The sequence below is a fragment of the Kocuria sp. UCD-OTCP genome, assembly GCF_000349605.1.
Lineage (GTDB): Bacteria > Actinomycetota > Actinomycetes > Actinomycetales > Micrococcaceae > Kocuria > Kocuria rosea.
The window spans coordinates 81,383-103,739 of the sequence record NZ_AOSQ01000018.1 but is presented as its reverse complement, the minus strand read 5'-3'; the positions used below and the strand labels follow the sequence as shown (position 1 = coordinate 103,739).

Annotated in this window: 20 protein-coding genes, 3 tRNA genes and 2 pseudogenes; 9 read left to right on the top strand and 16 right to left on the bottom strand. The window is 75.0% G+C overall.

What is annotated here, in order from left to right:
- Positions 1-143: 143 nt before the first annotated feature.
- The 4 genes from H488_RS36045 to H488_RS25775 all read right to left on the bottom strand — a co-directional run bounded on the left by H488_RS36045 (position 144) and on the right by H488_RS25775 (position 3,632).
- Positions 144-1,436 (bottom strand): CAP domain-containing protein, encoded by a 1,293-nt coding sequence (locus H488_RS36045; RefSeq protein WP_051063742.1) that lies wholly within the window; start codon positions 1,434-1,436, stop codon positions 144-146.
- A gap of 138 nt (positions 1,437-1,574) precedes the next feature.
- The gene (locus tag H488_RS36040) at positions 1,575-2,300 is read right to left on the bottom strand and encodes a hypothetical protein (RefSeq protein WP_017833038.1); all 726 of its coding nucleotides are present in this window, start codon (positions 2,298-2,300) and stop codon (positions 1,575-1,577) included.
- Between the two features lie 13 nt (positions 2,301-2,313).
- Positions 2,314-3,237 carry an ATP-binding cassette domain-containing protein gene (locus tag H488_RS25780; RefSeq protein WP_017833037.1) on the bottom strand — a complete coding sequence of 308 codons (924 nt, stop codon included), beginning with the start codon at positions 3,235-3,237 and terminating at the stop codon, positions 2,314-2,316.
- Complete coding sequence (locus H488_RS25775; RefSeq protein ID WP_017833036.1) at positions 3,234-3,632, bottom strand: GntR family transcriptional regulator; 399 nt, start codon at positions 3,630-3,632, stop codon at positions 3,234-3,236. The genes H488_RS25780 and H488_RS25775 overlap by 4 nt, the downstream gene beginning before the upstream one ends.
- Positions 3,633-3,744: 112 nt before the next feature.
- Here H488_RS25775 and H488_RS25770 point away from each other — a divergent pair, with 112 nt between their 5' ends.
- The 5 genes and pseudogenes from H488_RS25770 to H488_RS36535 all read left to right on the top strand — a co-directional run.
- Positions 3,745-4,551 (top strand): exodeoxyribonuclease III, encoded by an 807-nt coding sequence (locus tag H488_RS25770; protein ID WP_017833035.1) that lies wholly within the window; start codon positions 3,745-3,747, stop codon positions 4,549-4,551.
- Positions 4,552-4,557: 6 nt separating this feature from the next.
- Positions 4,558-5,430 carry a hypothetical protein gene (locus H488_RS25765; RefSeq protein ID WP_017833034.1) on the top strand — a complete coding sequence of 291 codons (873 nt, stop codon included), beginning with the start codon at positions 4,558-4,560 and terminating at the stop codon, positions 5,428-5,430.
- Between the two features lie 313 nt (positions 5,431-5,743).
- A pseudogene (locus tag H488_RS38655) lies at positions 5,744-6,125 on the top strand (DUF4193 domain-containing protein).
- A gap of 60 nt (positions 6,126-6,185) precedes the next feature.
- Positions 6,186-7,433 carry an MFS transporter gene (locus H488_RS25760; protein ID WP_017833031.1) on the top strand — a complete coding sequence of 416 codons (1,248 nt, stop codon included), beginning with the start codon at positions 6,186-6,188 and terminating at the stop codon, positions 7,431-7,433.
- A gap of 40 nt (positions 7,434-7,473) precedes the next feature.
- Positions 7,474-8,424: pseudogene (locus tag H488_RS36535) on the top strand (Gfo/Idh/MocA family protein); the annotation flags it as partial.
- Here H488_RS36535 and H488_RS25755 read toward each other — a convergent pair.
- Complete coding sequence (locus H488_RS25755) at positions 8,367-9,893, bottom strand: carboxylesterase family protein (protein ID WP_017833030.1); 1,527 nt, start codon at positions 9,891-9,893, stop codon at positions 8,367-8,369. The pseudogene H488_RS36535 and the gene H488_RS25755 overlap by 58 nt on opposite strands.
- A gap of 233 nt (positions 9,894-10,126) precedes the next feature.
- On the opposite strand from H488_RS25755, the gene H488_RS25750 reads away from it, so the two are divergent.
- The gene (locus H488_RS25750) at positions 10,127-11,119 is read left to right on the top strand and encodes a DMT family transporter (protein ID WP_202804014.1); all 993 of its coding nucleotides are present in this window, start codon (positions 10,127-10,129) and stop codon (positions 11,117-11,119) included.
- 70 nt (positions 11,120-11,189) lie between these two features.
- Positions 11,190-12,896 (top strand): glycoside hydrolase family 13 protein, encoded by a 1,707-nt coding sequence (locus H488_RS25745; protein ID WP_017833027.1) that lies wholly within the window; start codon positions 11,190-11,192, stop codon positions 12,894-12,896.
- A gap of 143 nt (positions 12,897-13,039) precedes the next feature.
- On the opposite strand, the gene H488_RS25740 is transcribed toward H488_RS25745, so the two are convergent.
- From H488_RS25740 to H488_RS25720, 6 genes are all read right to left on the bottom strand, one after another.
- A complete protein-coding gene (locus H488_RS25740; protein WP_017833026.1) occupies positions 13,040-13,537 on the bottom strand; it encodes a hypothetical protein in 498 nt (165 codons plus the stop codon).
- Complete coding sequence (locus H488_RS37415; RefSeq protein ID WP_017833025.1) at positions 13,534-13,692, bottom strand: hypothetical protein; 159 nt, start codon at positions 13,690-13,692, stop codon at positions 13,534-13,536. Before H488_RS37415 ends, H488_RS25740 begins: the two co-directional genes overlap by 4 nt.
- A 66-nt stretch (positions 13,693-13,758) precedes the next feature.
- The gene (locus H488_RS25735; protein WP_017833024.1) at positions 13,759-14,220 is read right to left on the bottom strand and encodes a hypothetical protein; all 462 of its coding nucleotides are present in this window, start codon (positions 14,218-14,220) and stop codon (positions 13,759-13,761) included.
- A gap of 106 nt (positions 14,221-14,326) precedes the next feature.
- A tRNA-Phe gene (locus H488_RS25730) sits at positions 14,327-14,399 on the bottom strand.
- Between the two features lie 63 nt (positions 14,400-14,462).
- Positions 14,463-14,536: transfer RNA gene (locus H488_RS25725), tRNA-Asp, on the bottom strand.
- A 79-nt stretch (positions 14,537-14,615) separates the two neighbouring features.
- Positions 14,616-14,688: transfer RNA gene (locus tag H488_RS25720), tRNA-Glu, on the bottom strand.
- Positions 14,689-14,844: 156 nt separating this feature from the next.
- Here H488_RS25720 and H488_RS25715 point away from each other — a divergent pair.
- Positions 14,845-15,198 (top strand): metallopeptidase family protein, encoded by a 354-nt coding sequence (locus H488_RS25715; protein ID WP_017833023.1) that lies wholly within the window; start codon positions 14,845-14,847, stop codon positions 15,196-15,198.
- Between the two features lie 10 nt (positions 15,199-15,208).
- On the opposite strand, the gene H488_RS25710 is transcribed toward H488_RS25715, so the two are convergent.
- Positions 15,209-16,288 carry a universal stress protein gene (locus H488_RS25710; RefSeq protein WP_017833022.1) on the bottom strand — a complete coding sequence of 360 codons (1,080 nt, stop codon included), beginning with the start codon at positions 16,286-16,288 and terminating at the stop codon, positions 15,209-15,211.
- Between the two features lie 180 nt (positions 16,289-16,468).
- On the opposite strand from H488_RS25710, the gene H488_RS25705 reads away from it, so the two are divergent.
- Entirely contained in the window at positions 16,469-17,830 is a 1,362-nt protein-coding gene (locus tag H488_RS25705) for a D-arabinono-1,4-lactone oxidase (RefSeq protein WP_017833021.1), read from the top strand.
- Between the two features lie 120 nt (positions 17,831-17,950).
- Here the strand turns inward: H488_RS25705 and H488_RS25700 are convergent, their stop codons facing one another.
- The 4 genes from H488_RS25700 to H488_RS25685 form a co-directional block, all read right to left on the bottom strand.
- Positions 17,951-19,378, bottom strand: coding sequence for an FAD-dependent oxidoreductase (locus tag H488_RS25700; protein ID WP_017833020.1), 1,428 nt, complete (start codon positions 19,376-19,378; stop codon positions 17,951-17,953).
- Positions 19,379-19,477: 99 nt separating this feature from the next.
- Entirely contained in the window at positions 19,478-20,461 is a 984-nt protein-coding gene (locus tag H488_RS25695) for an ABC transporter permease (protein WP_017833019.1), read from the bottom strand.
- Complete coding sequence (locus H488_RS25690) at positions 20,451-21,224, bottom strand: ABC transporter ATP-binding protein (RefSeq protein ID WP_017833018.1); 774 nt, start codon at positions 21,222-21,224, stop codon at positions 20,451-20,453. Before H488_RS25690 ends, H488_RS25695 begins: the two co-directional genes overlap by 11 nt.
- Entirely contained in the window at positions 21,221-22,357 is a 1,137-nt protein-coding gene (locus tag H488_RS25685; protein ID WP_017833017.1) for an ABC transporter substrate-binding protein, read from the bottom strand. Before H488_RS25685 ends, H488_RS25690 begins: the two co-directional genes overlap by 4 nt.

The window sequence follows — 22,357 nt, the reverse complement described above, 5'->3', positions numbered from 1 at the left end:
CCCCTGAGCATCCCCTCAGGTCACCAGGGCCGGAACCGCGGTGGAACCGCCGGACGATCCGACGAACCGTGCGCGCCACGTCGGAACACCCCCGGCTCGGCCGATCCCACCGCACGGAGAGACCGACTTCAACCGCTTCGGGCTCAGCGGGTGGCCCAGGTGCGCCCCGCGGCGTAGTGGACGGTGACGCCCTTCGAGAAGCGCTGGCGCACCTCGGCGCCGTAGCGGTACTCGTCGGTGACGGGGAAGCCCCAGCCGCGCTCGGAGCCGGCGGCCTTCCAGGCCCGCCCGATGGCCCCGTACTGCTTGACCGCGCGGGAGCCCGTCCCGGGACTCCACAGGAGCATGGTGGAGCGACCGTCGCGGCGGAAGACCTGGTACGCCCCACTGGTGGCCGGGCGCTCGTCCGTGACGGGCAGGCCGAAGTGGTGCTCCCGGCCGGCCGCGACCCACCGGCCGCCGATGGATCCGTAGTTCTTCACGGCCATCGCGCCGTAGCCGGGGGCCCAGTAGACGGTGGTGGTGCGGGTGCCCTTCCGGAACTGCTGGTAGACGCCGCCCTCGATCAGGCCGCCGCGCTCGTTCATGGTGGGCTCCCCGAGCACGGCCGCCCCGCCCAGACGGTGGTACTTGGTGCCGATCGCCCCCCGGACTGCGTAGGACGGCGCCGTCACCGGGGGTGCCGTCACCGGCGGCACGAACCCCTGCGCCGGGCTCGCGACCGTCCCGGGCACGGCCTGCCCGGCCGGATAGGCGTAGTAGTAGATCGTCAGGTAGGTCTCCCACCCGGGACCACCCGAGCCCGACGTGGCGACGTGACTGACCCCGATCCCGAGGTGGGTCAGGTCCCGGGCGAACTGGTCGGTCCCGTTGCGGGGGAAGAAGTCCAGCAGGTAGTGCGCGAGCGCCTCGACCGCCTCGACGCCCTCGAAGGGGCCGGTGAAGACGCCCTTCCCGTAGTACTGGTCCATCCGGATCCCGCCGGCAGGGGCGCCCGCCCAGGGGTCCGGGTTGCGGGACTCCTTGCGGGCCCCGGCCATGGTCTCCGCCCACTGCTGGGCGTTGCGGGACAGCGCGGTGTTGTAGACCAGCGGGGCGCGCCTCGCCTGGCCGCGGTGGTCGTTGACGATCTTGAAGGCCTCGGTGATGTCCTCGACCGTGGTCGGGTGGGCGCCGGCCGACGCCGCCCCGGCCAGGCCGCCGGCGGCCGGGTCCTCCGCGGCCGCCGGCGCCGGAACCCCGGCCGGGGCGGCGTCGGTGCCCGAGCCGCCGTGCAGGCTCAGGGCGGGCGCGCCCGCGGTGGCGGCCGGCTCGGCCGGACCGGACAGCTCGGGCAGATCGACCGGAGGAGTCGGGGCTGCGAGCGCCGCCGGAACTCCGCCGAGGAGGAGGGCGAAGGTGGTGGACACGACGAGCGCGGTCCGTGCGAGGTTCATGGGGGTCTCTCCCTGCTGGGGGCGGCGCCGCCGGGGGCACGGGCCAGCAGGAAATTAGCATGTGCAACCACCCGGTGGAAGGGCGCGCGGGGAAACCCCTGGTCCCCCGGCGCGGCGGCGCTGGCCGCGCCGGGGTGCTCAGCGGACGGAGACCCGGCGGTACAGGCCCCAGCCCAGCAGCGCGAGCAGCACGGGCGCCGCCGCGGCCAGGAGCACGAGTCCCGCCGGGACCCCCGCGGAACCCGCGCCGACGGCCGCGGCGGAGCCCGCTCCGGTCGCGGCGGCCCACACCAGCACGGCCAGGGTCGTCACGACGGTCCCGATGATGGACAGCGTCAGCGCCACGGGGCCGCCCCGGACGTACACCGTGGCGAAGACCGCCCCGACCAGCTGCGCCCCGAGGTAGACCAGGAACGCCACGAGGAGGGCCCACGCCGGGGACCCTCCGGCGAAGACGCGGACGTCGAAAGCGGGCAGGCCCAGGAACCAGCCGCCGGTGGCGCGCTCCAGGAGCAGGAACGCGGTGAGGACGGCCGCGGCCAGCAGGGCGTGGAGCACGAACGTCAGCACCGAGCCCCACCACATCGACCGGCGGGTGGCCCCCAGCGCCAGGGCGAGGGGCGTGCTCGTGCCGATCACCTGGGCGGCGTGGACGAGCAGGGCGATCCCGGGCCACCAGAGCAGGACCTGGTTGTAGCGCAGGCCCTCGGCCACGGCGCCCAGCGGGGCGCCCAGGACCACGTGCAGCACGACCCCGGCGAGCAGACTGAGCAGCCCGGACACCGTGATCACGCCCACGACCATCCAGACCCCGGCGGACCGGTTGACGGTGTTGAGCTTGAGGACAGGGGTGAGTCGTGACATGGCGGAGGTCCTCTCAGGCGTTCTGGAGCTGGTCGGCGGGCACCGGGACGAGCCCGTGGGCGGCCACGGCCGACTGCAGGGAGACGGCGTCGATCTCGATCCCGTGGCGCGCGGCGGCCGCCCGGGCGTCGTCGTCGTGGGGCGCCGCCACGGTCACGGTGCGCAGCGCCCCGATCCGCTGCTCGCGGGAGACCTGCTGCTCGAGGCGCCGCTCGGCCAGGTAGCCGGCGACGTCGGCGGCGGGCCCCGCGACCGTGTGGGCGCTGGCGCGGGCGGTCTCGAGACCGGCGTCCAGCACGAGCCGCCCGCGGTCGAGGAGCAGGACGTGGTCGAGGAGGTTGGCGACCTCGTCGACCAGGTGCGTGGAGATCACCACGGTGCGCGGGTGCCGCGCGAAGTCCTCGAGGAGCCGGTCGTAGAACAGCTCCCGGGCCACCGGGTCCAGCCCGCCGTAGGGCTCGTCCAGCATCGTGAGCTCCGCGCGGGACGCGAGGCCCAGGACGATGCCGAGGGCCGTGTGCTGCCCCGTGGAGAGCTTCTTGATCCTGGTCCGCGACGGGAGCCGGAGGTCCTCGGCGAGACCGCGGGCGAGCTCCTCGTCCCAGCCGGGGTAGAACGCCGGCGCGGCGTCGAGGACGTGGCGGACCCGGAACTCCTCGGGGTAGCGCTGCCGGTCCCGCAGCAGCACCGTGCGGGAGAGCGCCTCGGGGTTCTCCCACCCGGGACGGCCGAACAGCTCGACCCGCCCGCCCCGGTCGGGGCGGACCTGCTGGCCGATCACGGACAGCAGGGTGGTCTTGCCGGAGCCGTTGCGCCCCACGAGTCCGTAGATCCGGTCCGGGGTGAGGTCGAGGTCGACGCCGTCGAGGGCCCGGGTCTCCCGGTAGGTGCGGGAGACGCCGCGCAGGGCGACGATGGGGGCTGGCGTGCCGTTCATGGGGTGGACTCCTGACGGGTCGGTGCGGCGGCCTCGGACCGGCCGAGGGCGGAGCGGACGAGGTCGAGGACGTCCCCCGGCGGGAGCCGGAGGGAGTGCGCCTCGGTGACGAGCGGTGCCACGTAGCGGTCGGCGAACTCCTGCCGCCGCTGCTCGAGGAGCCGTTCCCGGGCGCCGGCGGCGACGAACATGCCGATGCCGCGGCGCTTGTAGAGGATCCCCCGGTCCACGAGCCGGTTGACGCCCTTGCCGGCGGTGGCCGGGTTGATCCGGTAGAAGGCGGCGAACTCGTTGGTGGACGGGACCTGGGTCTCCTCCGGATAGGCGCCCGCGAGGATGTCGGCGCAGATCCGTTCGGCGATCTGCTGGAAGATCGGGCGGTCGTCGGCGATCACGGCCCTCCCCCTCACTGGTTCATTAGTTATGTAACTAACCATGGCACCTGGACCGGTGCTGCGCAAGGGGTGCTGAAAATTCCCGTCCGGGGCAGCCGGTAACGTGGGGCCCATGAGGATCGCCACCTGGAACGTGAACTCCGTCCGCGCCCGCGCCGATCGTGTGGAGGCGTGGCTGCAGCGCTCGGACGTGGACGTCCTGGCCATGCAGGAGACCAAGGCGAAGGACGACAACTTCCCCTGGGAGCTCTTCGAGTACATGGGCTACGACGTCGCCCACTTCGGCCTCAGCCAGTGGAACGGCGTGGCGATCGCCTCCCGGGTGGGCCTCGAGGACGTCGAGCGCACCTTCCCGGACCAGCCGGCCTTCGGCAAGCCCGGCGAGGAGCCCGTGCAGGAGGCCCGGGCGATCGGCGCCACGTGCGCCGGCGTGCGCGTCTGGTCCCTCTACGTCCCCAACGGCCGCGGCCTGGAGGACCCGCACATGCCCTACAAGCTGGAGTGGCTGCGCGTGCTCAAGGACCACGCCAAGCAGTGGGTCGACGAGGACTCCACGGCGCAGGTCGCCCTGGTGGGCGACTGGAACGTGGCCCCGCAGGACGAGGACGTGTGGGACATGCAGTTCTTCCTCGACAACGGCCTGACCCATGTCAGCGCGCCCGAGCGCGCAGCCTTCCGCGCCTTCCTCGAGGAGGCCGGCTACCTGGACGTGGTCCGCCCCCGGCACCCCGGCCCGGGCGTCTACACGTACTGGGACTACAAGGGCCTGCGCTTCCCGAAGAAGGAGGGCATGCGCATCGACTTCCAGCTCTACTCCCCCGCCCTGGCCGGCCGCGTCACCGACGCGTCGATCGACCGCGAGGAGCGCAAGGGCAAGGGCGCCTCGGACCACGCCCCCGTCGTCGTCGAGATCGCCTGAGCCGCCGTGGCCCAGCTGCTGCAGGTCGGCCGGACGTTCCGCTCGGCCACCGGGATCCCCCACCAGTTCGCCCTGCGGGTGTACGTGCCCGCCGAGGAGCTCGATGCCGTGTACGCCCCGCTGGTGCCCCGGGCCCTGTCCCCCGAGGAGGCCGGGGTCAACGAGCTGACCGAGCAGCTCGCCCGCCTGGCCGAGCCGGGCCAGGAGCCCCTGCCCCCGGCCGTGGAGCCGCTGTGGACCCTGCCGTTCTCCGCGGCGCCGCGGGGCCGGGACATGCTCGCGGCCGGGGTCGGGGACTTCCCCGTCTACCACCCCCCGCAGCGGCTGCGGCGCTCGCTGCGGCTCGTGGCGCTCGCCGAGGAGGAGGGCGGCCAGCCCCTGCCCAACCTGCTCATCCCCGAGGACGCCGTCCGGGCCGCGGGCGATCGCGTGAGCCGGGAGCACTTCGTGCCCGTGCACGCGCGCCAGTCGGCGTTCACCGTCCCCATGGCGTGGTTCTCCCTCTTCACCGCTCAGGACCACGCCGAGAGCTTCCACCACGGCAACCGTGTGCACCGGTGCGCGGTGCCGATGGACCTCGCGACCCGTCGCGTGGTGCGCGCCGCGCAGGTGGTGGAGGACGCGGGCGGCGAAGACCTCGAGGACCTCGCCGAGGACCTCACGCACCTGGGCCGGTGGCTCGGGGCGTTCTCCGCCAACTCCCTCGTGGTCCTGCACTACGGCTCGCTCGCTGACCCGTTCCAGCCGGACGAGAGCCCGCAGGACTTCTCGGACGCCGTGGAGCTGCTGGCCGCGCGGGACGCCCACGGCGCCGCCGTGGCGTTCCGCCGGCTCATGCACCGCTGGCTGCGCCTCGCGCACCTGGAGAGCGCCAGCTGACACCCGACCAGGGCCGGGCGGCGTCCTGCGCGGCGCGCCGGATGGCGTGCAACGCACCCAGGGCCATCTCGTCGAAGTGGCCCTGGACGGCGGTGAGGAGGTCACGGACGCTGAGCGGGTGCTCCGTGCTCGGCGCACCAGGGACCGATCCGGGCCCCTCCGGGGTGCGACGAGGATCACGCCCGAGACGCCGGACTTCGCCGGGACGCGCGGGGACTCGACAGTTGCCCATGTCGTAGGGGTACACTCTGGTCCTTCCGTGCAGGGCACCCTCTGCACAGCACCACCCCGTTCCAGGAGGACGCACCACATCATGGCCACCGATTACGACGCCCCGCGCACCCGGCCCGAGGACGAGCCGGCCAACGAGTCCCTGGAGGCGATCCAGGTCCAGCGCAGCGCCACCACCCAGACCGCGGTCATCGACGCCGAGGACTTCGACACCNTCCCTGGAGGCGATCCAGGTCCAGCGCAGCGCCACCACCCAGACCGCGGTCATCGACGCCGAGGACTTCGACACCGCCGAGGGCATCGACCTGCCCGGCGCCGACCTCTCCCACGAAGAGCTCACCGTGGCCGTCATCCCGGAACAGGTCGACGAGTTCACCTGCGCCTCCTGCTTCCTGGTCCGGCACCGCTCCCAGCTGGCCCGCCAGTCCGGCGAGACGCGGTACTGCACCGACTGCGAGGGCTGAGCGGACCGCTCCGTCAGGCCCGCGCCCCGGTGCCGCCGCACCCCGTGATAGAACAGGCCGGTGCGCCCGTCCACCCCGCCCCCTGACCGTTCCGCCGTCCCGCCCCGCGTGCCGGGGTGGCTGGTGGTGCTCGCGGTGGCGGTCGTGGCGGTCAATCTCCGCCCCGGGGCCACCTCCGTGGGGCCCGTGCTCGCGGAGGTGCAGCAGGGACTGGGGCTGAGCCCCACGATGGCCGGGGTGCTGACCGCCCTGCCCGGGCTCACGTTCGCCGCGGCGGGGGCGTGCGCGGCCGCGCTCTCGCGCAGGACCGGCATCAGCGGCGCCGTCACCGCCGGCCTGGTCCTGGTCGCCGCCGGGCTGCTGGCCCGGTCGGTCACGGGATCGGTGCCGGTGTTCCTGCTCCTGTCCGTGCTGGGCTTCGCCGGCATGGCCGTCGGCAACATCCTGGTGCCGGCGTTCATCAAGCGCCACGGGGGCCGGCGCACGGCGGCGCTGAACTCCCTCTACACGACCGGCCTGGCCGTCGGCGCCACGCTGCCCCTGCTGGCGGCCGGGCCGCTGGCCGCCAGCGGGCCCGACGGGTGGCGTGCCGCACTGGGCCTGTGGGGCCTCGTGGCCCTGGCCGCCGTGGTCCCCTGGGTCCTGGTCACCGTCCGCGACCGGCGCGAGCCCGCCACGACCCCCGGCCGCGCCCTGCGTCCCGGCCGCGGCACCTCGATCCTCCGCTCCCGCACCGCCGTGGCGCTGTGCGTCTACTTCGGCATCCAGTCGATGCACGCCTACGTCCAGTTCGGCTGGGTGGCCCAGATCTACCGCGACGGCGGCCTGGGCCAGGCCCAGGCCGGGCTGATGGCCGCCCTCATCGCCGCCATGGGCATCCCGGGAGGGCTCCTCATGCCCGTCCTGGTGGCCCGCTCACCGCACCTGCGGCGGTGGATCGTGGGCCTGGGCGTCTGCATGGTCGCCGGCTACTCCGGCCTGCTGCTGGCGCCCGCCACCACACCCTGGGCCTGGGCCCTGCTCCTGGGGGTGGGCGGCTTCGCGTTCCCCACCGCCCTGGCCCTGCTCACGGCCCGCTCCCGGGACCCCCGGGTGACCGCGCAGCTGTCCGGGTTCACCCAGCCGGTGGGCTACCTGCTCGCGGCGGCCGGGCCCTTCGCCGTCGGCGCCCTGCACGAGGCCACCGGCAGCTGGACCGTTCCCCTGCTGCTGCTGATGGGCACCGCGGTGCTCCTCGTCGTCGCCGGCGGCGTCGCGGCCGCGCCCCGCTTCGTCGACGACGAGATCGCGGGCCTGGACGGGCCGTAGCGGCCCGGTGCGGCCCGTTGCCAGGGGCTATCGTGACCGCATGACTGATCAGGGTGCAGGACGAGTGCTCACCGCCGGACTCGTCGGATACGGCATGGCCGGGCGGGACTTCCACGGGGACCTGCTGCGGCGGGCCGGTGGGCGGGTCACCGACGTCGTCACCGGCGACCCGGAGCGGGCCGCCCGCGCGGGCGCCGACTGGCCCGGGGTGCAGGTGCACCGGGACCTGCCCGGGCTGCTCGAGCGCTCGCGGCCCGACGTGCTGGTCGTCGCCTCGCCCACGGGGCTGCACGTGGAGCACGCGCTGGCCGGCCTGGAGGCCGGGATCCCCGTGGTGGTCGACAAGCCGCTGGCCATGGACCACGAGGGCGCGGTGGCCGTGGTCCGCCGCGCCGAGGAGACCGGGACCCCGCTGACGGTCTTCCACAACCGGCGCTGGGACAGCGAGCAGCTGACCCTGGCCCGGGTGCTCGCCGAGGGGCACCTCGGGGACGTGCACCGGTTCGAGCGCCGCTGGGAGCGGTGGCGCCCGGTGCCCAAGGACCGGTGGCGGGAGAACGCGGTCGGCCGGGGCGGCGGGCTGCTGCTCGACCTCGGTCCGCACCTCGTGGACGCGGCGATCCAGCTGTTCGGGCCGGTGGCCGCGGTGCGGGCCGAGCTGCGCGCGCTGACGACCCCGGCCGAGGACGACGTCTTCCTGGCCCTGGACCACGCCTCGGGCACGATCAGCCACCTGTGGGCCGGGAGCCTCGTGGGGGCGCCGGGGCCCCGGACCCGGGTGCTCGGCTCGGCCGGCGCCTACCTCGTGGCCGGGCACGCCGACAGCCCCGGCCCCTTCGACCTGCTGGACCCCGGGGAGGGCATGACGGGTCTGCTCGTCCGGGGCACCGGGACCGATTCCGTGCCCACCGCCCCCGGCGAGCCCGCCGACTTCTACCGGGCCGTGGCCCGGTGGCTCCTCGGCGACGGCGAGGCCCCCGTGGACCCGTGGGACGCCGTGGCCGTCGCCGCGGTGCTGGACGCGGCCCGGCGCAGCGCCCGCACGGGGGCGCGGGAGGTGCCCGCAGCGCCCTGAGCGCGGCGCACCGCGCCGAGGACGCAGCCGAGGACGCGCTCGAGGGGTCGTGCACCCGTGGCCGCGCGGTAGCGCAGGACGCCGGGGACCGCCCCGGCGTCCGCCAGCGGCTCCCCGCGGGCGAAGCCGGCCCACAGCCGCCGGAGGCGCCGGCCGTGGGCCTGGACGTCCTCCCACGGGGCCCCGGCGAGCAGCCCGGTGCCGGCCCATGCGGCCTCGTCGCCGAACAGGAGCGGGAGGTCGACCGTGTGGGCGGATCCGTACGGGCTGCCCGGCGCGCTCCAGGTGAGCAGGTAGGTGTGGGCGCGGCCTCCGGCCCGGGCGTGCCGGGCGGCGAACCGGCGGACGGCCCGGCCGTGGACGGCCGCGGTCACGTGCCCCACGACGGCGCGGCGGAGCACGGGGCCGAGCAGCGGGACGCGGGTGACCCGGTGGAGGAGGGGCAGCGTGGGCAGGTAGAGCCGGGCCTCCTCGGCGGTGTGGCCGATGAGCACGTCGATGTGCGGGGCCACGCGGTCCCAGGCCGCCTCGACGCCCTCCTCGGCGGGCAGGGGGTGGTGGCCGTACTGGGTGCCGAACGGCATCCGGCCCCGGAGCCCGAAGGAGGACGCGCCGGCCTCGACCTCGGCCTGCAGCGCCACCACCTCCGCGGCCGGCGTCCCCGCGGTGACAGCACCGGCCGCGCCCGCCATCGCCGCGGTCATCGCCGCCCGGCCGCGGGCGATGCCCAGCGGAGGGCTCTGCAGGATGGCCCGGCGGAACAGCAGCTCCGCGCCCGGGACGGCCATGAGATGGGCCACGGCGTCGCCCCCGGCGGACTGGCCGAACACGGTCACCCGGTCCGGGTCGCCGCCGAAGGCCGCGATGTTGCGCCGCACCCAGCGCAGGGCCTCTAGCTGGTCGAGCAGACCGAGGTTGGCGGGGCGGCCCCGGCCCGCGCCGAGGTAGCCGAACAGTCCCAGCCGGTAGGTGACGCTCACGACCACGACCCGCTGCTCGGCGACCAGGGGGCGGGGATCCATGATCGGGGCGTCCCCGGCCCCGGTGGTGTAGGAGCCGCCGTGGATCCAGACCATCACCGGCAGCCGTTCCGCCGGCCCCCGCTCGAGGGGCAGGGTCACCGACAGCCGCTGGCAGTGCTCGTCCCGCGGGAGCCCGGCGAGGGTGTCGCCGAGGACCCCGGTGAGGAAGGGTGAGTGCGCCTGGGGGCAGGCCGGGGCCGGGCGGGTGGCGTCGAACGGTTCCTCCCGGTCCGCGACCGGGACGGGCGCGGCGAACCGGTCCGCCGTGGCGTACGGGATCCCGGTCGCCCGGACGACGTCGCCGTCGACCCGGCCGCGCACCGGCCCGCAGGGAGGCGCGAACGCGCGCGTCGGAGTGGTCATGCCCTCTTCTACCACGCGGCCCGCCCGGGACGGGGGCGGGCCGGCTTCCGCGAACGCGGCTGCGCCCGGCGCACCGCGCCCGGGGCGCCCGTCGCCCGCCCTGGGTAGATTGGACCGTCGACCGACAGGAGCCCGCCCATGACCGCACACCCGCAGCGCCCGGCGCCGCTCCGCGTCCGCGCGCACGCCCGCACGACGACCACCGACGTGCCGGTCGCACCGTGCGCGGCACCGTGAGCCGCGCCGTGGGGCGCACGGGGCGCCACGCCGGCCTCGGCGTCGCGGCCATCCTGCTCACCGCGGTCCTGTGGGGCACGACCGGGACCGCGGCGACCTTCGCCCCCGGCGCGGGTCCGCTGGCGATCGGGGCCGCCGCCCTGGGCGTGGGCGGGCTGCTGCAGGCGGCGATCGCCCTGCCCGCCCTGCGCCGCTCGCGGCGGGCGCTGCGCTCGCACGCCGGGCTGGTGGCGGCCGGGGCCGCGGCCGTGGCCGTCTATCCGCTGGCGTTCTACAGCTCGATGCACCTGGGCGGCGTCGCGATCGGCACGGTCGTCTCCCTGGCCTCCGCGCCGCTGGCCTCGGGCGTCCTGGAGCGCGTCCTCGAGCGCCGCCCCCTGAGCCGGTGGTGGATGACCGCCGCGCTCCTGGGCGTCCTCGGCAGCGGCCTGCTGTGCCTGTCGAGGGCTGGCGGGTCCGGGGCCTCGGCCGCGGACACCGCCGCCGGCATCGGGCTCGGACTGGTGGCCGGGGCGACGTACGCGCTCTACTCGTGGGTGGTGCACCGGCTGATGGGCCACGGGGTGGGGCGCGCGGCCTCGATGGGCGCCGTCTTCGGCGCCGGCGGGGCGCTCCTGCTCCCGGTCCTCGCCCTCACGGGGGCGCCCCTGCTGGCCTCGGGGCAGGCGTTCGCCGTGGCCGCGTACATGGCGCTGGTGCCGATGTTCCTCGGGTACTTCCTGTTCGGCGTGGGACTCGCCCGGGTGCGCCCGAGCACGGCGACGACCCTCACCCTGACCGAACCGGCCGTCGCGGCGGTCCTGGCCGTCGTCGTCGTCGGCGAACGGCTGACGGGCGCCGGCTGGACCGGGCTGGCGGTCCTCGCCGCCGCGCTCGTCGTCCTGGCCCTCGCCCCCACCAACGTGGTCGTGCACCGGCCGGGCGGTCCCGGCCGGACACCGGCCGCCCCAGCGCCGGCCGCCGTGACACCGCGCCCGGGGACTGACTAGGTTGGGGACGCCCCCGCACCGGAGCCGCCCGCACCGGACACCCCCGACGAAGCACCCGAGGAGCACCCCCATGACGCAGCAGGTCAGCCAGTCCCCCGCCACCGAGGAGGGCGAGTGGTGGCGCTCCGCGGTGATCTACCAGATCTATCCCCGGTCCTTCAACGACTCCGACGGTGACGGTCTGGGCGACCTGCCCGGGATCGTCGACCGGCTGGACTACCTCGCGGACCTCGGCGTGGACGCCCTGTGGCTGTCCCCGTTCTACGTCTCGCCGCAGCACGACGCCGGCTACGACGTCTCCGACTACCGGGACGTCGACCCCCGCTTCGGCACCCTGGAGGACTTCGACCGGATGCGCGCCCGGATGGCGGAGCTCGGGATGCGGCTGATCGTGGACCTGGTGCCCAACCACACCTCGAGCGAGCACGAGTGGTTCCGGGCCGCCGTGGCCGCCGGGCCCGGCAGCCCGGAGCGGGACCGGTACATGTTCCGGGACGGCCGGGGCGAGCACGGGGAGCTGCCGCCGAACAACTGGCGCTCCGTGTTCGGCGGCGAGGCCTGGACCCGGCTGCCGGACGGGCAATGGTACCTGCACCTGTTCGACAGCACCCAGCCGGACCTCAACTGGGAGAACCCGGAGGTGTGGGAGGAGTTCCGCTCCGTCCTGCGCTTCTGGCTGGACCGGGGCGCGGACGGCTTCCGCGTGGACGTGGCCCACGGCCTCGTGAAGGCCGAGGGGCTGCCGGACTGGGACCACCAGGTGCACATGGTCGAGGGCGAGCACGACGCGCGGGAGCACGACGCCCCGGACACCCCGCTGAGCACCGGCAGCCCCTACTTCGACCAGGACGGCGTGCACGAGGTCTACCGCGACTGGCACCGGGTGGTCGCCGAGTACGACGGCGACCGGATGCTGGTGGCCGAGGCGTGGGTCGAGCCGGCGCACCGGCTGGCGATGTACGTCCGCTCCGACGAGATGCACCAGGCGTTCAACTTCGACTTCCTGGTGGCCGGGTGGGACTGGGCCCGGATGTCCCGGGCCATCGAGGACTCCCTGGCGGAGTCGGCGAACGTCGGCGCGCCCACCACGTGGGTGCTGTCCAACCACGACACCGTCCGGCACGTCTCCCGCTTCGGGCTCACGGACCCCATCGCCTACCCCAAGGGGATCGACGCGGACAGCGAGCAGCCCGACCACGAGCAGGGCCTCGCCCGCGGCCGCGCCGCCGCGCTGGTGGAGCTGGCCCTGCCCGGCTCCGCCTACCTGTACCAGGGGGACGAGCTGGGCCTGCCCGACCACACCCGCCTGCCCGCCGAGCTGCGCCAGGACCCGGCGTTCGCCCGGACCGGGGGCGAGGAGATCGGCCGCGACGGCTGCCGGGTCCCGCTGCCCTGGGCCGCGGGAGAGCCCGGCCACGGCTTCGGGGCCGACCCGTGGCTGCCGCAGCCCGAGGAGTTCGCGCAGCTCGCGGCGGACCGGCAGGTGGGGGTCCCCGACTCCACGCACACGGTGTACCGCACGGCGCTGCGGGTGCGCCGGGAGCTCGGTCTCGGCCGCGGCTCCTTCGCGTGGCACGCGAGCCACGACGCCGCGACGGGCCTGCTGTCCTTCGTGAACACCACCGGCGCAGGGGAGCGGGTCCTCGTGGCGGCGAACCTGGGCGGCGCCCCCGTCCCCCTGCCCGCCGGAGAGCCGCTCGTGCTCAGCAGCCGGGACGCCGTGCAGGACGGCGTCCTGCGGCCCGAGCGGGCCGTGTGGTGGCGCCTGGCCCCCTGAGCCGTCCTGCCGGCCCTCGGGGCCCCGGCCTCGGGGGCCCCCCGGCCTCGGGGAACCCGGCGGTCCTGGCGCACGGCGTGCGGCGCCGCACGCCGGCACGCCGCGGACGACCGCTCGTCGCGGACGCCCGGTCGGCGCGCCGGTCAGTGGCTGGTGCGCCCCCGGCCCGACACGAGCGCCGGCGCCACCAGCCGGTCCGCGAGCACGCCGGTGACCACGGAGTACACCGCCTTGTGCAGGACGTCCACGGCCTGCTCGCCGGCCGGCCAGGACGACGGCGGGGCCCCGACCCCCGTCGCGTTCTCCACGGTCTGGTCGAAGGCCAGCCGCACCACCGTGTGCCAGGCGTTCGCGTGCGGACCCCGGATGCCGGTCACGGCCCACACGCCGCGCAGGGCGCCGAGGGCGGCGCCCGTGCCGTAGTGCATGGCGGAGTTCCAGCCCGTGGGCTGCTCGCGGTCCCCGGGGTGGCGCCCCAGCAGGGTGAGCAGGGCGCGCGCGGGGACGTAGGAGTCCGGCCGGTGGGTGAGCGCCTGCTCCGCCTTCTCCCCCAGCACCATCAGAGCGGCCCCCGCGATCCCCGCCGCGGCGCCGGTCGCCGCGGCCCGTCCGAGCGCGCTCGTCCGCGCGGGGCCGGTCACGGCCGCCCCTGCTCGTCGCCGGGCCGCTCGGCGCCCAGTCCCTGCTGCTCCAGGTCGCGGTCGAGCTCGGCGCCGGGCTCGACGACCACGCCGTCCTCGCGCTGGTCGTCGACCGGCCCGTGCCCCGGTTCCTGCTCGCGTCGGTGCTCGGTCATGTCGGCTCCTCCCGTCGGGGCCACCCGGGCCGGGCGACCTGCCCCCCAGTCTAGACAGGCTGCTGATCAGTTCGAGGGGGTGGGCTCCGCGCACGCCCGGCGGAGCCAGTCGCCGACCGGCGCGAGCGTCCGCTGCAGATCGGCCAGCTCGGCGGGCTGCACGGACGAGCCCGCGGCGTCCAGGGCGGCCACGGCGTCCTCGAACGCGGGGCGCAGCTCGGCGGGCAGCCGGGAGGTGAGGTCCCGCACGGAGGCAGCCGCCCCCTGGGGGCGGAAGTGGGGGTCCGGCTCGTCGCCGGACAGCGGCACGAGGGTCAGCGCCGTGTAGGCGCTCGCCACGTCGAAGCAGGCCTCCGGTTCCGCGGTGGGCCCGGCCGGCACCGGGGCGGGCGAGCCCGCGGTCGGCTCGAGGACGAGCCCGGAGGACTGCGGGCCGGCGCCGCAGCCAGTGAGCGCCAGCAGGCTCAGGGCGGTCAGCGCGGCCGCTGCTGCCCCGCGTGGGCTCGGGCGACGGGGATACCGGGTCACGGCTCCCAGGGTAGGGAGCGAACCTCCGTGTCCGCTGGCAGCGGGCGGCAGGGCCCCCGGCACGAAGAAACCGCCGGCCCCTCGAGGGGACCGGCGGTTTCCGCGGTGGCTCCGACCGGCGTCGATCCGGTGACCTTACGATTTTCAGTCGTACGCTCTACCAACTGAGCTACAGAGCCCCGGCACATCCGCAGCGGATATGCCGCGACGGCGCCGCATCGACTCGATGAACGCCGTCTGAGCGACCCTGACGGGACTTGAACCCGCGACCTCCGCCGTGACAGGGCGGCACGCTAACCAGCTGCGCTACAGGGCCTTGCTGTTTCCAACGAGGACTGATCTTACCAGCATTCCTCGCCGGTTGTGCAAATCGGTGGGCGGACCCTCCGATCGCGTACCCCCAACGGGATTCGAACCCGTGTCGCCGCCGTGAAAGGGCGGTGTCCTAGGCCACTAGACGATGGGGGCCGGACACCCGCGTCGACGACCACGACCTCGGCGACCGAGGACCGTGACACGGGAGAAACCGAGTACAGCTTAGAGGCTCGCGCGGATCCCGCACAATTCCCGCACTGCCCCCGGGGACCCAGCCGGCGCCCGGGCTCGTGGGGTAGGAAGGAGAGCGTGATCGAGATGACCCGCGAGGAGTTCGACGGCGCCGTCGACGACGCCATCGACCTGATCCCGGACGCCCTGTTCCGGGCGATGGACAACGTGGTGATCCTGGTCGAGGAGGAGCCGCCGGAGCACTCCCCCGGGCTGCTCGGCCTCTACGAGGGCGTGCCCCTGACCGCCCGGGACGGCGGGTGGGGCGCCGGCTCCCTGCCGGACCGGATCTTCGTCTACCGGGGTCCGCTGCAGCGCATGTGCGCGGAGCGCGAGGAGCTCGTGGAGGAGATCACGGTGACCGTCATCCACGAGGTCGCCCACCACTTCGGCATCGACGACGAGCGCCTGCACGAACTGGGGTGGGGCTGAGCCGGCCCGCTCAGGCGTCCCAGGGGCGGATGTCGTCGGAGTCGAAGTCCTTGCGGGTCTCGATCCGCTCGTCGTAGCGGTCCGGGACGATCAGCACGGGTCCCGCGGCGTTGTGCAGCACGCCCTGCGAGGTGGAGCCCAGGAGCATCCCCGCGAAGCCGCCCCGGCCGCGCGTGCCCATCACCACGAGCCCGTTGCGCCGGGTCTGCTCGACCAGCACCTGCACCGGCGCGCCGTCCGCGAGCTCCGAGCCGATCTGCAGGTCGGGGAACCAGCTCTCGAGCCAGGCGACGCCGCCGTTGAGCGCCCGCGCGACGTCGTCGTACATCACCTCGAAGTCCACCGCCGTGGGCATCCACGCGAGCGCCCCGCTCACGGGCGGGAGCGCGCACAGCACCGTCAGGGGCACGCCGAGCAGGCGCGCCTCCTCCGCGGCGTAGAGCATGGCCGCCCGGGCCTGGGTGGAGCCGTCCGACCCGACGACCACGCGGTCCACGAGGGCCCGGGTGCTCGTGAGCTCCTCCGCGCCCAGGTGCTGCTGCGCCCACGGCAGGGGGACCACGCCCGTGGGGCACTTCGAGTGCGCCGGCACCGCCGTGGAGACCGTGCCGAGCAGCCGGCCCAGCAGACCGCCCCGGCCGCGGGAGCCGAGGACCAGCAGCTCCGCCGTGCGGCTCAGCTCGAGCAGGGCCCCGGAGGGGTCCCCGGTCTCGACGGTCGCCCGCAGCTCGACCCCCACGTCACGGACCTGGTCCGCCGCGTGGTTCAGCAGCTCCTCGACGCCCTGGGTGAGGGCGGCCTCGTCCACGGTGGCGTAGCCGGTGTCGAACCCAGAGCCGGAGAACACGGGCAGGCTGTACGCGGTGACCAGCCGCACCGGACGACCGCGGCGGCGGGCCTCCCGGGCCGCCCACCGCAGCGCCCCGAGGCTCTGCTCGGAGCCGTCGATGCCCACGACGATCTCCCCCGTGGCGTCGAGGGACCGGCTCTGCCCGCCGCCCGAGGGGACGCGGTCGCGCACCGCCTCCTCGCCCAGCGTGGTCTCGTGGGGCTCCTCGCGCTCCCGGTCCGGGGACGGGTGATCGGTCATGGTGCTGCCTCCTGTGCGCGTCCTCGGTCCGCGGTGCTCCGGATCCCGCCGCGGGCTTCGCCTCCGATGGTACGCGCGGCGGGGCCGCAGGACGGGGTCGTCGAGGGCGCCGGAGCGCCCTCGGGATGACATGATGAGGGCGCACTGTGCACCTGCCTGCGAGGAAGGACGGTCCCGCCGATGAGCGAGGTCTCGCTGCCCGACGCCCTGCCCGGCGAGACCGGGACGAGAGAGTGGGCCACGTGGGGCAGGACGCACTCCGTCACCCCCCGGCACGTGCTGCGCCCCACCTCCGTCCCGGAGCTCGCGGAGGGCGTCGCCGCCGCCGTGCGCCGCGGACTGGGCGTGCGCGCGGTGGGCTCCGGGTGCAGCTTCTCGGCCCTGCCCCTGGCCCCCGACGTCATGGTCGACCTCTCCGGGCTGTCCGGGCTGCCGGCCGTCGACCGGGAGAACCAGCGGGTCACGGTCCTCGCGGGCACCACGATCCGTGACCTGAACCAGGAGCTGGACGCCCACGGGCTGGCCGTGACCAACCTGCCGGACAGCGACTGGCAGACGGTCGCCGGCGCCGTCTCGACCGGCACCCACGGGACCGGCCTGGCCTTCGGCTCCCTCTCCCAGCAGGTGGTGGCCCTGAGCCTGGTCACGGCCGACGGCGAGCTGGTGGAGTGCTCCGCCGAGCAGCGCCCCGAGCTGTTCCAGGCCGCGCGCGTGGGCCTGGGCGCCATGGGGGTCCTCGCGAGCGTCACCCTGGTGTGCGAGCCGACGTTCCGGCTGCACGCGGCGGAGCTCAAGGAGCCCCTCGGCCAGCTCGTGGACACCCTGGGCAGCCGGATGGCCGGGGCCGACCACTTCGAGTTCTTCTGGACGCCGGGCACCGCCACCGCCCAGACCCGGATCCTCACGCGCCTGCACAAGCTCCCGGACTCCTACACCCGGCCCGGCTCCCCCGTGGCCCGCACCGTGCGCCGGCTCGACGACGCCCTGCTGCGCAACACCCTCACCGCGGGGCTCAACCAGCTGGCCACGGCCCTGCCGCGCTCCACGCCGGGGCTCAACCGGCTCGACGCCCTCACGAACAGCCCGCGGCAGTACAGCGACCTGTCCTTCCGGGTGTTCACCGTGCCGCGCCGGACCCGGTTCGTCTCCTCCGAGTACGCCCTGCCGGTCGAGGAGCTCGTCGTGGCCTTCCGGGAGCTGCAGACGCTCATCGAGCGGCGCGACTACTCGTTCTCGCTCCCGGTGGACGTGCGCTGCGCCGCGGCCGAGGACGCCTGGCTCGCCCCCGCCCACGGCCGGGAGACCGGCTGGATCGCGCTGCGGCAGTACTGGCGCCGGTACGACCCGAAGGTGTTCGCCGCGGCCGAGGAGATCTTCGTGGCCCACGGCGGCCGCCCCCACTGGGGCACCGTGCACACGCAGGACGCCGAGTACCTGCGCTCCGTGTACCCGCGGTTCCAGGACTTCCTCGACGCCCGGGCGTCCGTGGACCCGGACGGGGTGTTCCTCAACGACCACGTCCGCGGGCTGCTGGGCCTGTAGGCCCGGAGTCCGGCAACGCGAGGGGTCCGGCAACGCGAGGGGTCCGGCAACGCGAGGGGCCGCGCCCGGCAGGACGCGGCCCCTCGCGGCCCGGCACGGCGGTGCGTGCGGTGCTGCGGCTCAGACGGGCGAGGAGACCGGCTCCGCCACGCCCTCGCGGGAGACGCTGACCATCTCCTCGCGCTCGACCACCTTGACGCGCTCGCGCGGGTTGCCCTCGGCGTCGTGCGAGGACTGGCCGAGGCCCTGCTCGTACTCGTCGAGGGCCAGCCACCCCTCCCAGGTGGTGTACTCGACGCCGCGGGCCTCGAGCACGTCGTTGACGGACGCGGGGTCCGGGCGGGTGGCGCCCGGCAGCACGGCGCGGTCCTCCAGGAGGTGGGTGACCGTCTCGAGGGCGTCGGACTTGGTGGCGCCGATCAGCCCGACCGGACCGCGCTTGATCCACCCGGTCGCGTAGAGGCCGTGCAGCACGGTCCCGTCCTCGGCCAGCACGCGGCCCTCGGCGTTGGGGATCACGCCGCGGCCGTCGTCGAACGGCAGCTCGGGCAGGCGGGAGCCGAGGTAGCCCACCGCGTGGTAGACGGCCTGCACCGGGTAGTCGACGTACTCGCCGGTCCCGGACACGGAGCCGTCGCCGTTGAGGCGCGTCCGCTCCATGCGCAGCCCCGTGACCCGGCCGTCCTCCCCCAGCACCTCGCGGGGACTCTGCAGGAAGTGCAGGTGCAGCCGCCGGGAAGCGGTCTTCGGGGAGTCGTCGGCCCGCCACTTCTCGAGGGTCTTGACCATGACCTTGACCTGGTTGTTCTCGGCGATCGCCAGCTCGGAGCCCTCGTCGTACTGGAAGTCCTCGTCGTAGACGACGATGTCGACGTCCCGCGACTTGGCGAGCTCGCGCAGCTCGAGGGGGGTGAACTTCACCTGGGCGGGGCCGCGGCGGCCGAAGATGTGCACGTCCGTGACCGGGGACGCCTTGAGCCCCTGGTAGACGTTGCCGGGGATCTCGGTGAGGAGCATGTCGTCGGCGTGCTTGGACAGCACGCGGGCGACGTCGAGGGCCACGTTGCCGTTGCCGATGACCGCGATCTCGCGGGCCTCGAGCGGCCAGGTGCGCGGGAAGTCCGGGTGGCCGTCGTACCAGGCCACGAACTCGGCGGCCCCGTGCACGCCCCGGAGGTCGTTGCCGGGGATGTTCAGCGGGGCGTCGTAGACGGCTCCGGTGGCGAAGATCACGGCGTCGTAGTGGGCGCCGAAGTCGGCGAGGGTCAGGTCCCGGCCGAACTCCACGTTGCCGAAGAAGCGGATGTCGCCGCGCCCCAGGATGGCGCGCAGCGCGGTGATGATGCCCTTGATCCGGGGGTGGTCGGGGGCCACGCCGTAGCGGATGAGGCCGAACGGGGTCGGGTAGCGGTCGAACAGGTCGATGCTGACCTCGAGCTCCCCGTTCTTCACGGGCTCGGACTTGGTGAGCATGTCCGCGGCGTAGATGCCGGCCGGACCGGCGCCGATGATGGCGACGCGCAGGGGGCGGGTGGTGGTGTCAGCCACGTGGCTTCCTTTCGATTGCGCGCACGGCGTCCGCCGCGCGCATCGTAGACCGGGTACAAGGGTAGTGAATCCGGCGCAGAATCTCCTGGGTGCGGAGACTCACGAGCGGTGGCCGAGCAGCCCTCGCCCGCGCAGCAGGCGCCGTTCCACGGGGTTGAAAAAGAGCAGCTCCACGAGGATGCCCACGACGAGGATCGACAGCACGGCGACCATCACCACCGCCATGTTGGAGACCGTCCGCCCCTGCTCCAGCAGGGAGCCGAGGCCGAACCCGATGGAGCCGCCGATCGCGATGAGCTCGGCGCCCATGAGCGAGCGCCAGGAGAAGGCCCACCCCTGCTTGAGCCCGGCGAGGTACCCGGGCAGGGCGGCGGGGAGCACGACCTTGCTGGCCATGGTCCACCCCCGGGCGCCGAGCACGTGCCCGGCGCGGCGCAGCTGCGGCGGGATCTGGTCCACGCCCGCGAGCATGCCGTTGATGATGGAGGGGATGGCGCCCATGAGCACCACGAAGTACACCGTGGCGTCGGACAGGCCGAACCAGATGATCGCGGCGGGCACCCAGGCGATCGAGGGCAGCACCTGCAGCCCGGAGATGATCGGGCCCACGGCGTTGCGCAGCCCACGCCACTGGGCGATGAGCAGCCCCAGCGGCGTGGCGACCGCCGCCGCCACCAGGAAGCCGCTGATCCCCCGCCACAGGCTCGTTCCCAGGGCGCCCAGCACGGTGCCGTCGCCGACCAGCGCGCCGAACTGCCGCGCGACGTCCAGCGGGCCGGGCACGACGTCGGGGCGGGTGCCCAGGAGCGCGACGAGCAGCTGCCACAGCAGCAGGCCGGCCACCAGGGCGACCAGGGGCGGGGCGACCTTGGTGCGCAGCACTTCGCCCACCGAGGTCTTCCGGGTGCGCTCGGTCTGCAGCGCGTCGAGCCCGGCGAGCTCCTCACCGGTCCCGGCCGGGTCGCCGGCCCGGTCCGGGGCGGGTCCGGGGACGGCCCGTTCCGCGCCGCGGCGGGGTGCCGGGGGCGCGGGCGCCACCGGCGGCGCGGCCGGGACGCCGGGCAGGGCGGTGTCATTTCGCATGGCGGCTGATCTCCTCGCGCAGACGTGCGGTGATGGTGCGGGTCAGCTCGCCGAGGGTGTCGTCGAGCGACTGCGCGCTGCCCTCGAAGCCGTAGGACTCGGGGTCCTTCCACGGGCGGGTGTCCCACTCCTGGACCACCTGACCGGGGCGGGAGGACATCAGCAGCACCCGCTGGCCCAGCCGCACGGCCTCGGCGACGTTGTGCGTGATGAACACGATCGTCCGGCCGGTGGTGCGCCAGACGCGCAGCAGCTCCTCGTGCAGCAGGTCCCGGGTGATGGCGTCGAGCGCGGAGAACGGCTCGTCCATGAGCAGGACCTCCCGGTCCTGGGCCAGGGCCCGGGCCAGGGCCACCCGCTGGCGCATCCCCCCGGAGAGCTCGTGCGGGCGCTTGTCCGCCGCGTGCGGCAGCCGGACCAGCTCGAGCAGCTCCCCGGCCTGGTCCCGCCGCCGGGCGGTGGGGACCCCGCGCAGCTCGAGGGCCAGCTCGACGTTGCGCCGCGCCGTGAGCCAGGGGAACAGCGCGGCGTCCTGGAACATCAGGGCCGCGCCCTCCGCGGGGACCGTCACGGAGCCCTCCGTCGGCTCCTCGAGACCCGCGACGATGTTCAGCAGGGTGGACTTCCCGCAGCCGGAGGCGCCGAGCAGCGCGACGAACTGCCCGCGCTCCACGTCGAGGTCCACGTCCTGCAGGACGGGGCCGTCCTCGGGGGCGAAGCTCTTGCCGAGGCCGCGGAGCCGGATCGCGGTGGTGGTGCTCATGCGCCCCCCTCCGAGCCGGCGCGGACCCGGTCCAGGACCGTGGTGTCCACGAGCCCCTCGAGCGGGGCCTCCTCCGTGGTCCCCGCCGCCACGCCGTCGGCGAGCAGCTGCGGGTAGGTGTCCGCGAGGGGGTCGGTGGTCCACTCGACGGCCTCGAGCGCACCCGCGACCGTCGCCTCGGGCAGCGTCTCGGTCTGCGCGCTCTCCAGGCCCTCGTTCAGGGTGGAGGCCAGCAGCTCGGGCTCCGCCTCGTGCTCGTGCAGCCAGTCCACGGACCGCTGCAGACCGCGCACGAGCTCCTCGACGGTCTCCGGGTGGCGTTCGAGGTAGTCCTTGCGCACCACCAGGACGGTCGTGGGATAGCGCCCGTCCGCCCAGAGGTCCCGCTCGTCCACGAGGACCCGGGCGCCGTCCTGGACGGCACGGGTGGCCCAGGGCTGGGGCAGCCAGGCGCCGTCCACGCGGCCCTGCCGGAGCATCGAGATGGTCTGGCCGTTGGCCATGGGCGTGATCGCCACGGCGCGGTCCCCCTCGCCGTCGGCGTCGTACTCCTGCTCGGCGAGCCAGGTGCGCAGGGCCACGTCCTGGGTGCCGCCGAACTCGGGGCTCGCCACGGTGCGCCCGGCCAGGTCCTCCGGGCCCGTGACGGCGGGGCGCACCACGAACTGCGCGCCGCCGGAGGCGGCGCCCGCGACCACGGCCAGCGAGCGGCCCTGGGAGCGGACGAAGGAGTTGATCGCCGGGTTGGGGCCCACGAACGCGGCGTCGATCGACCCGGCGTTCATGGCCTCCACCGCTGTGGGGCCGCTGTTGAAGACCTGCGCGGACAGCGCGGTGTCCCCCAGCTCCTGGGCGAAGTAGTCGTTCTCCAGTCCGACGAGGGCGGGGCCGTGCGTGAGGTTGCCGAAGTAGCCCAGCCGCAGCTCGGCGGCGTCCGAGGTCTCGACCGCGTCCGCCTCCCAGGCCGCGAGCGTCCCGTTGTCGCGCAGCGCGGTGGCGGCGACCGTCAGGGCGGCCAGTAGCGCCAGCGCGGTCAGCACCAGCGGCCATCCCCGGCGGCGGCGGCCCGAGGCGGCGCGCCCTCCGTCACCGGCGGTCACCGTGACGAGGGCGGGCGGCTGCTGCCCGCCCAC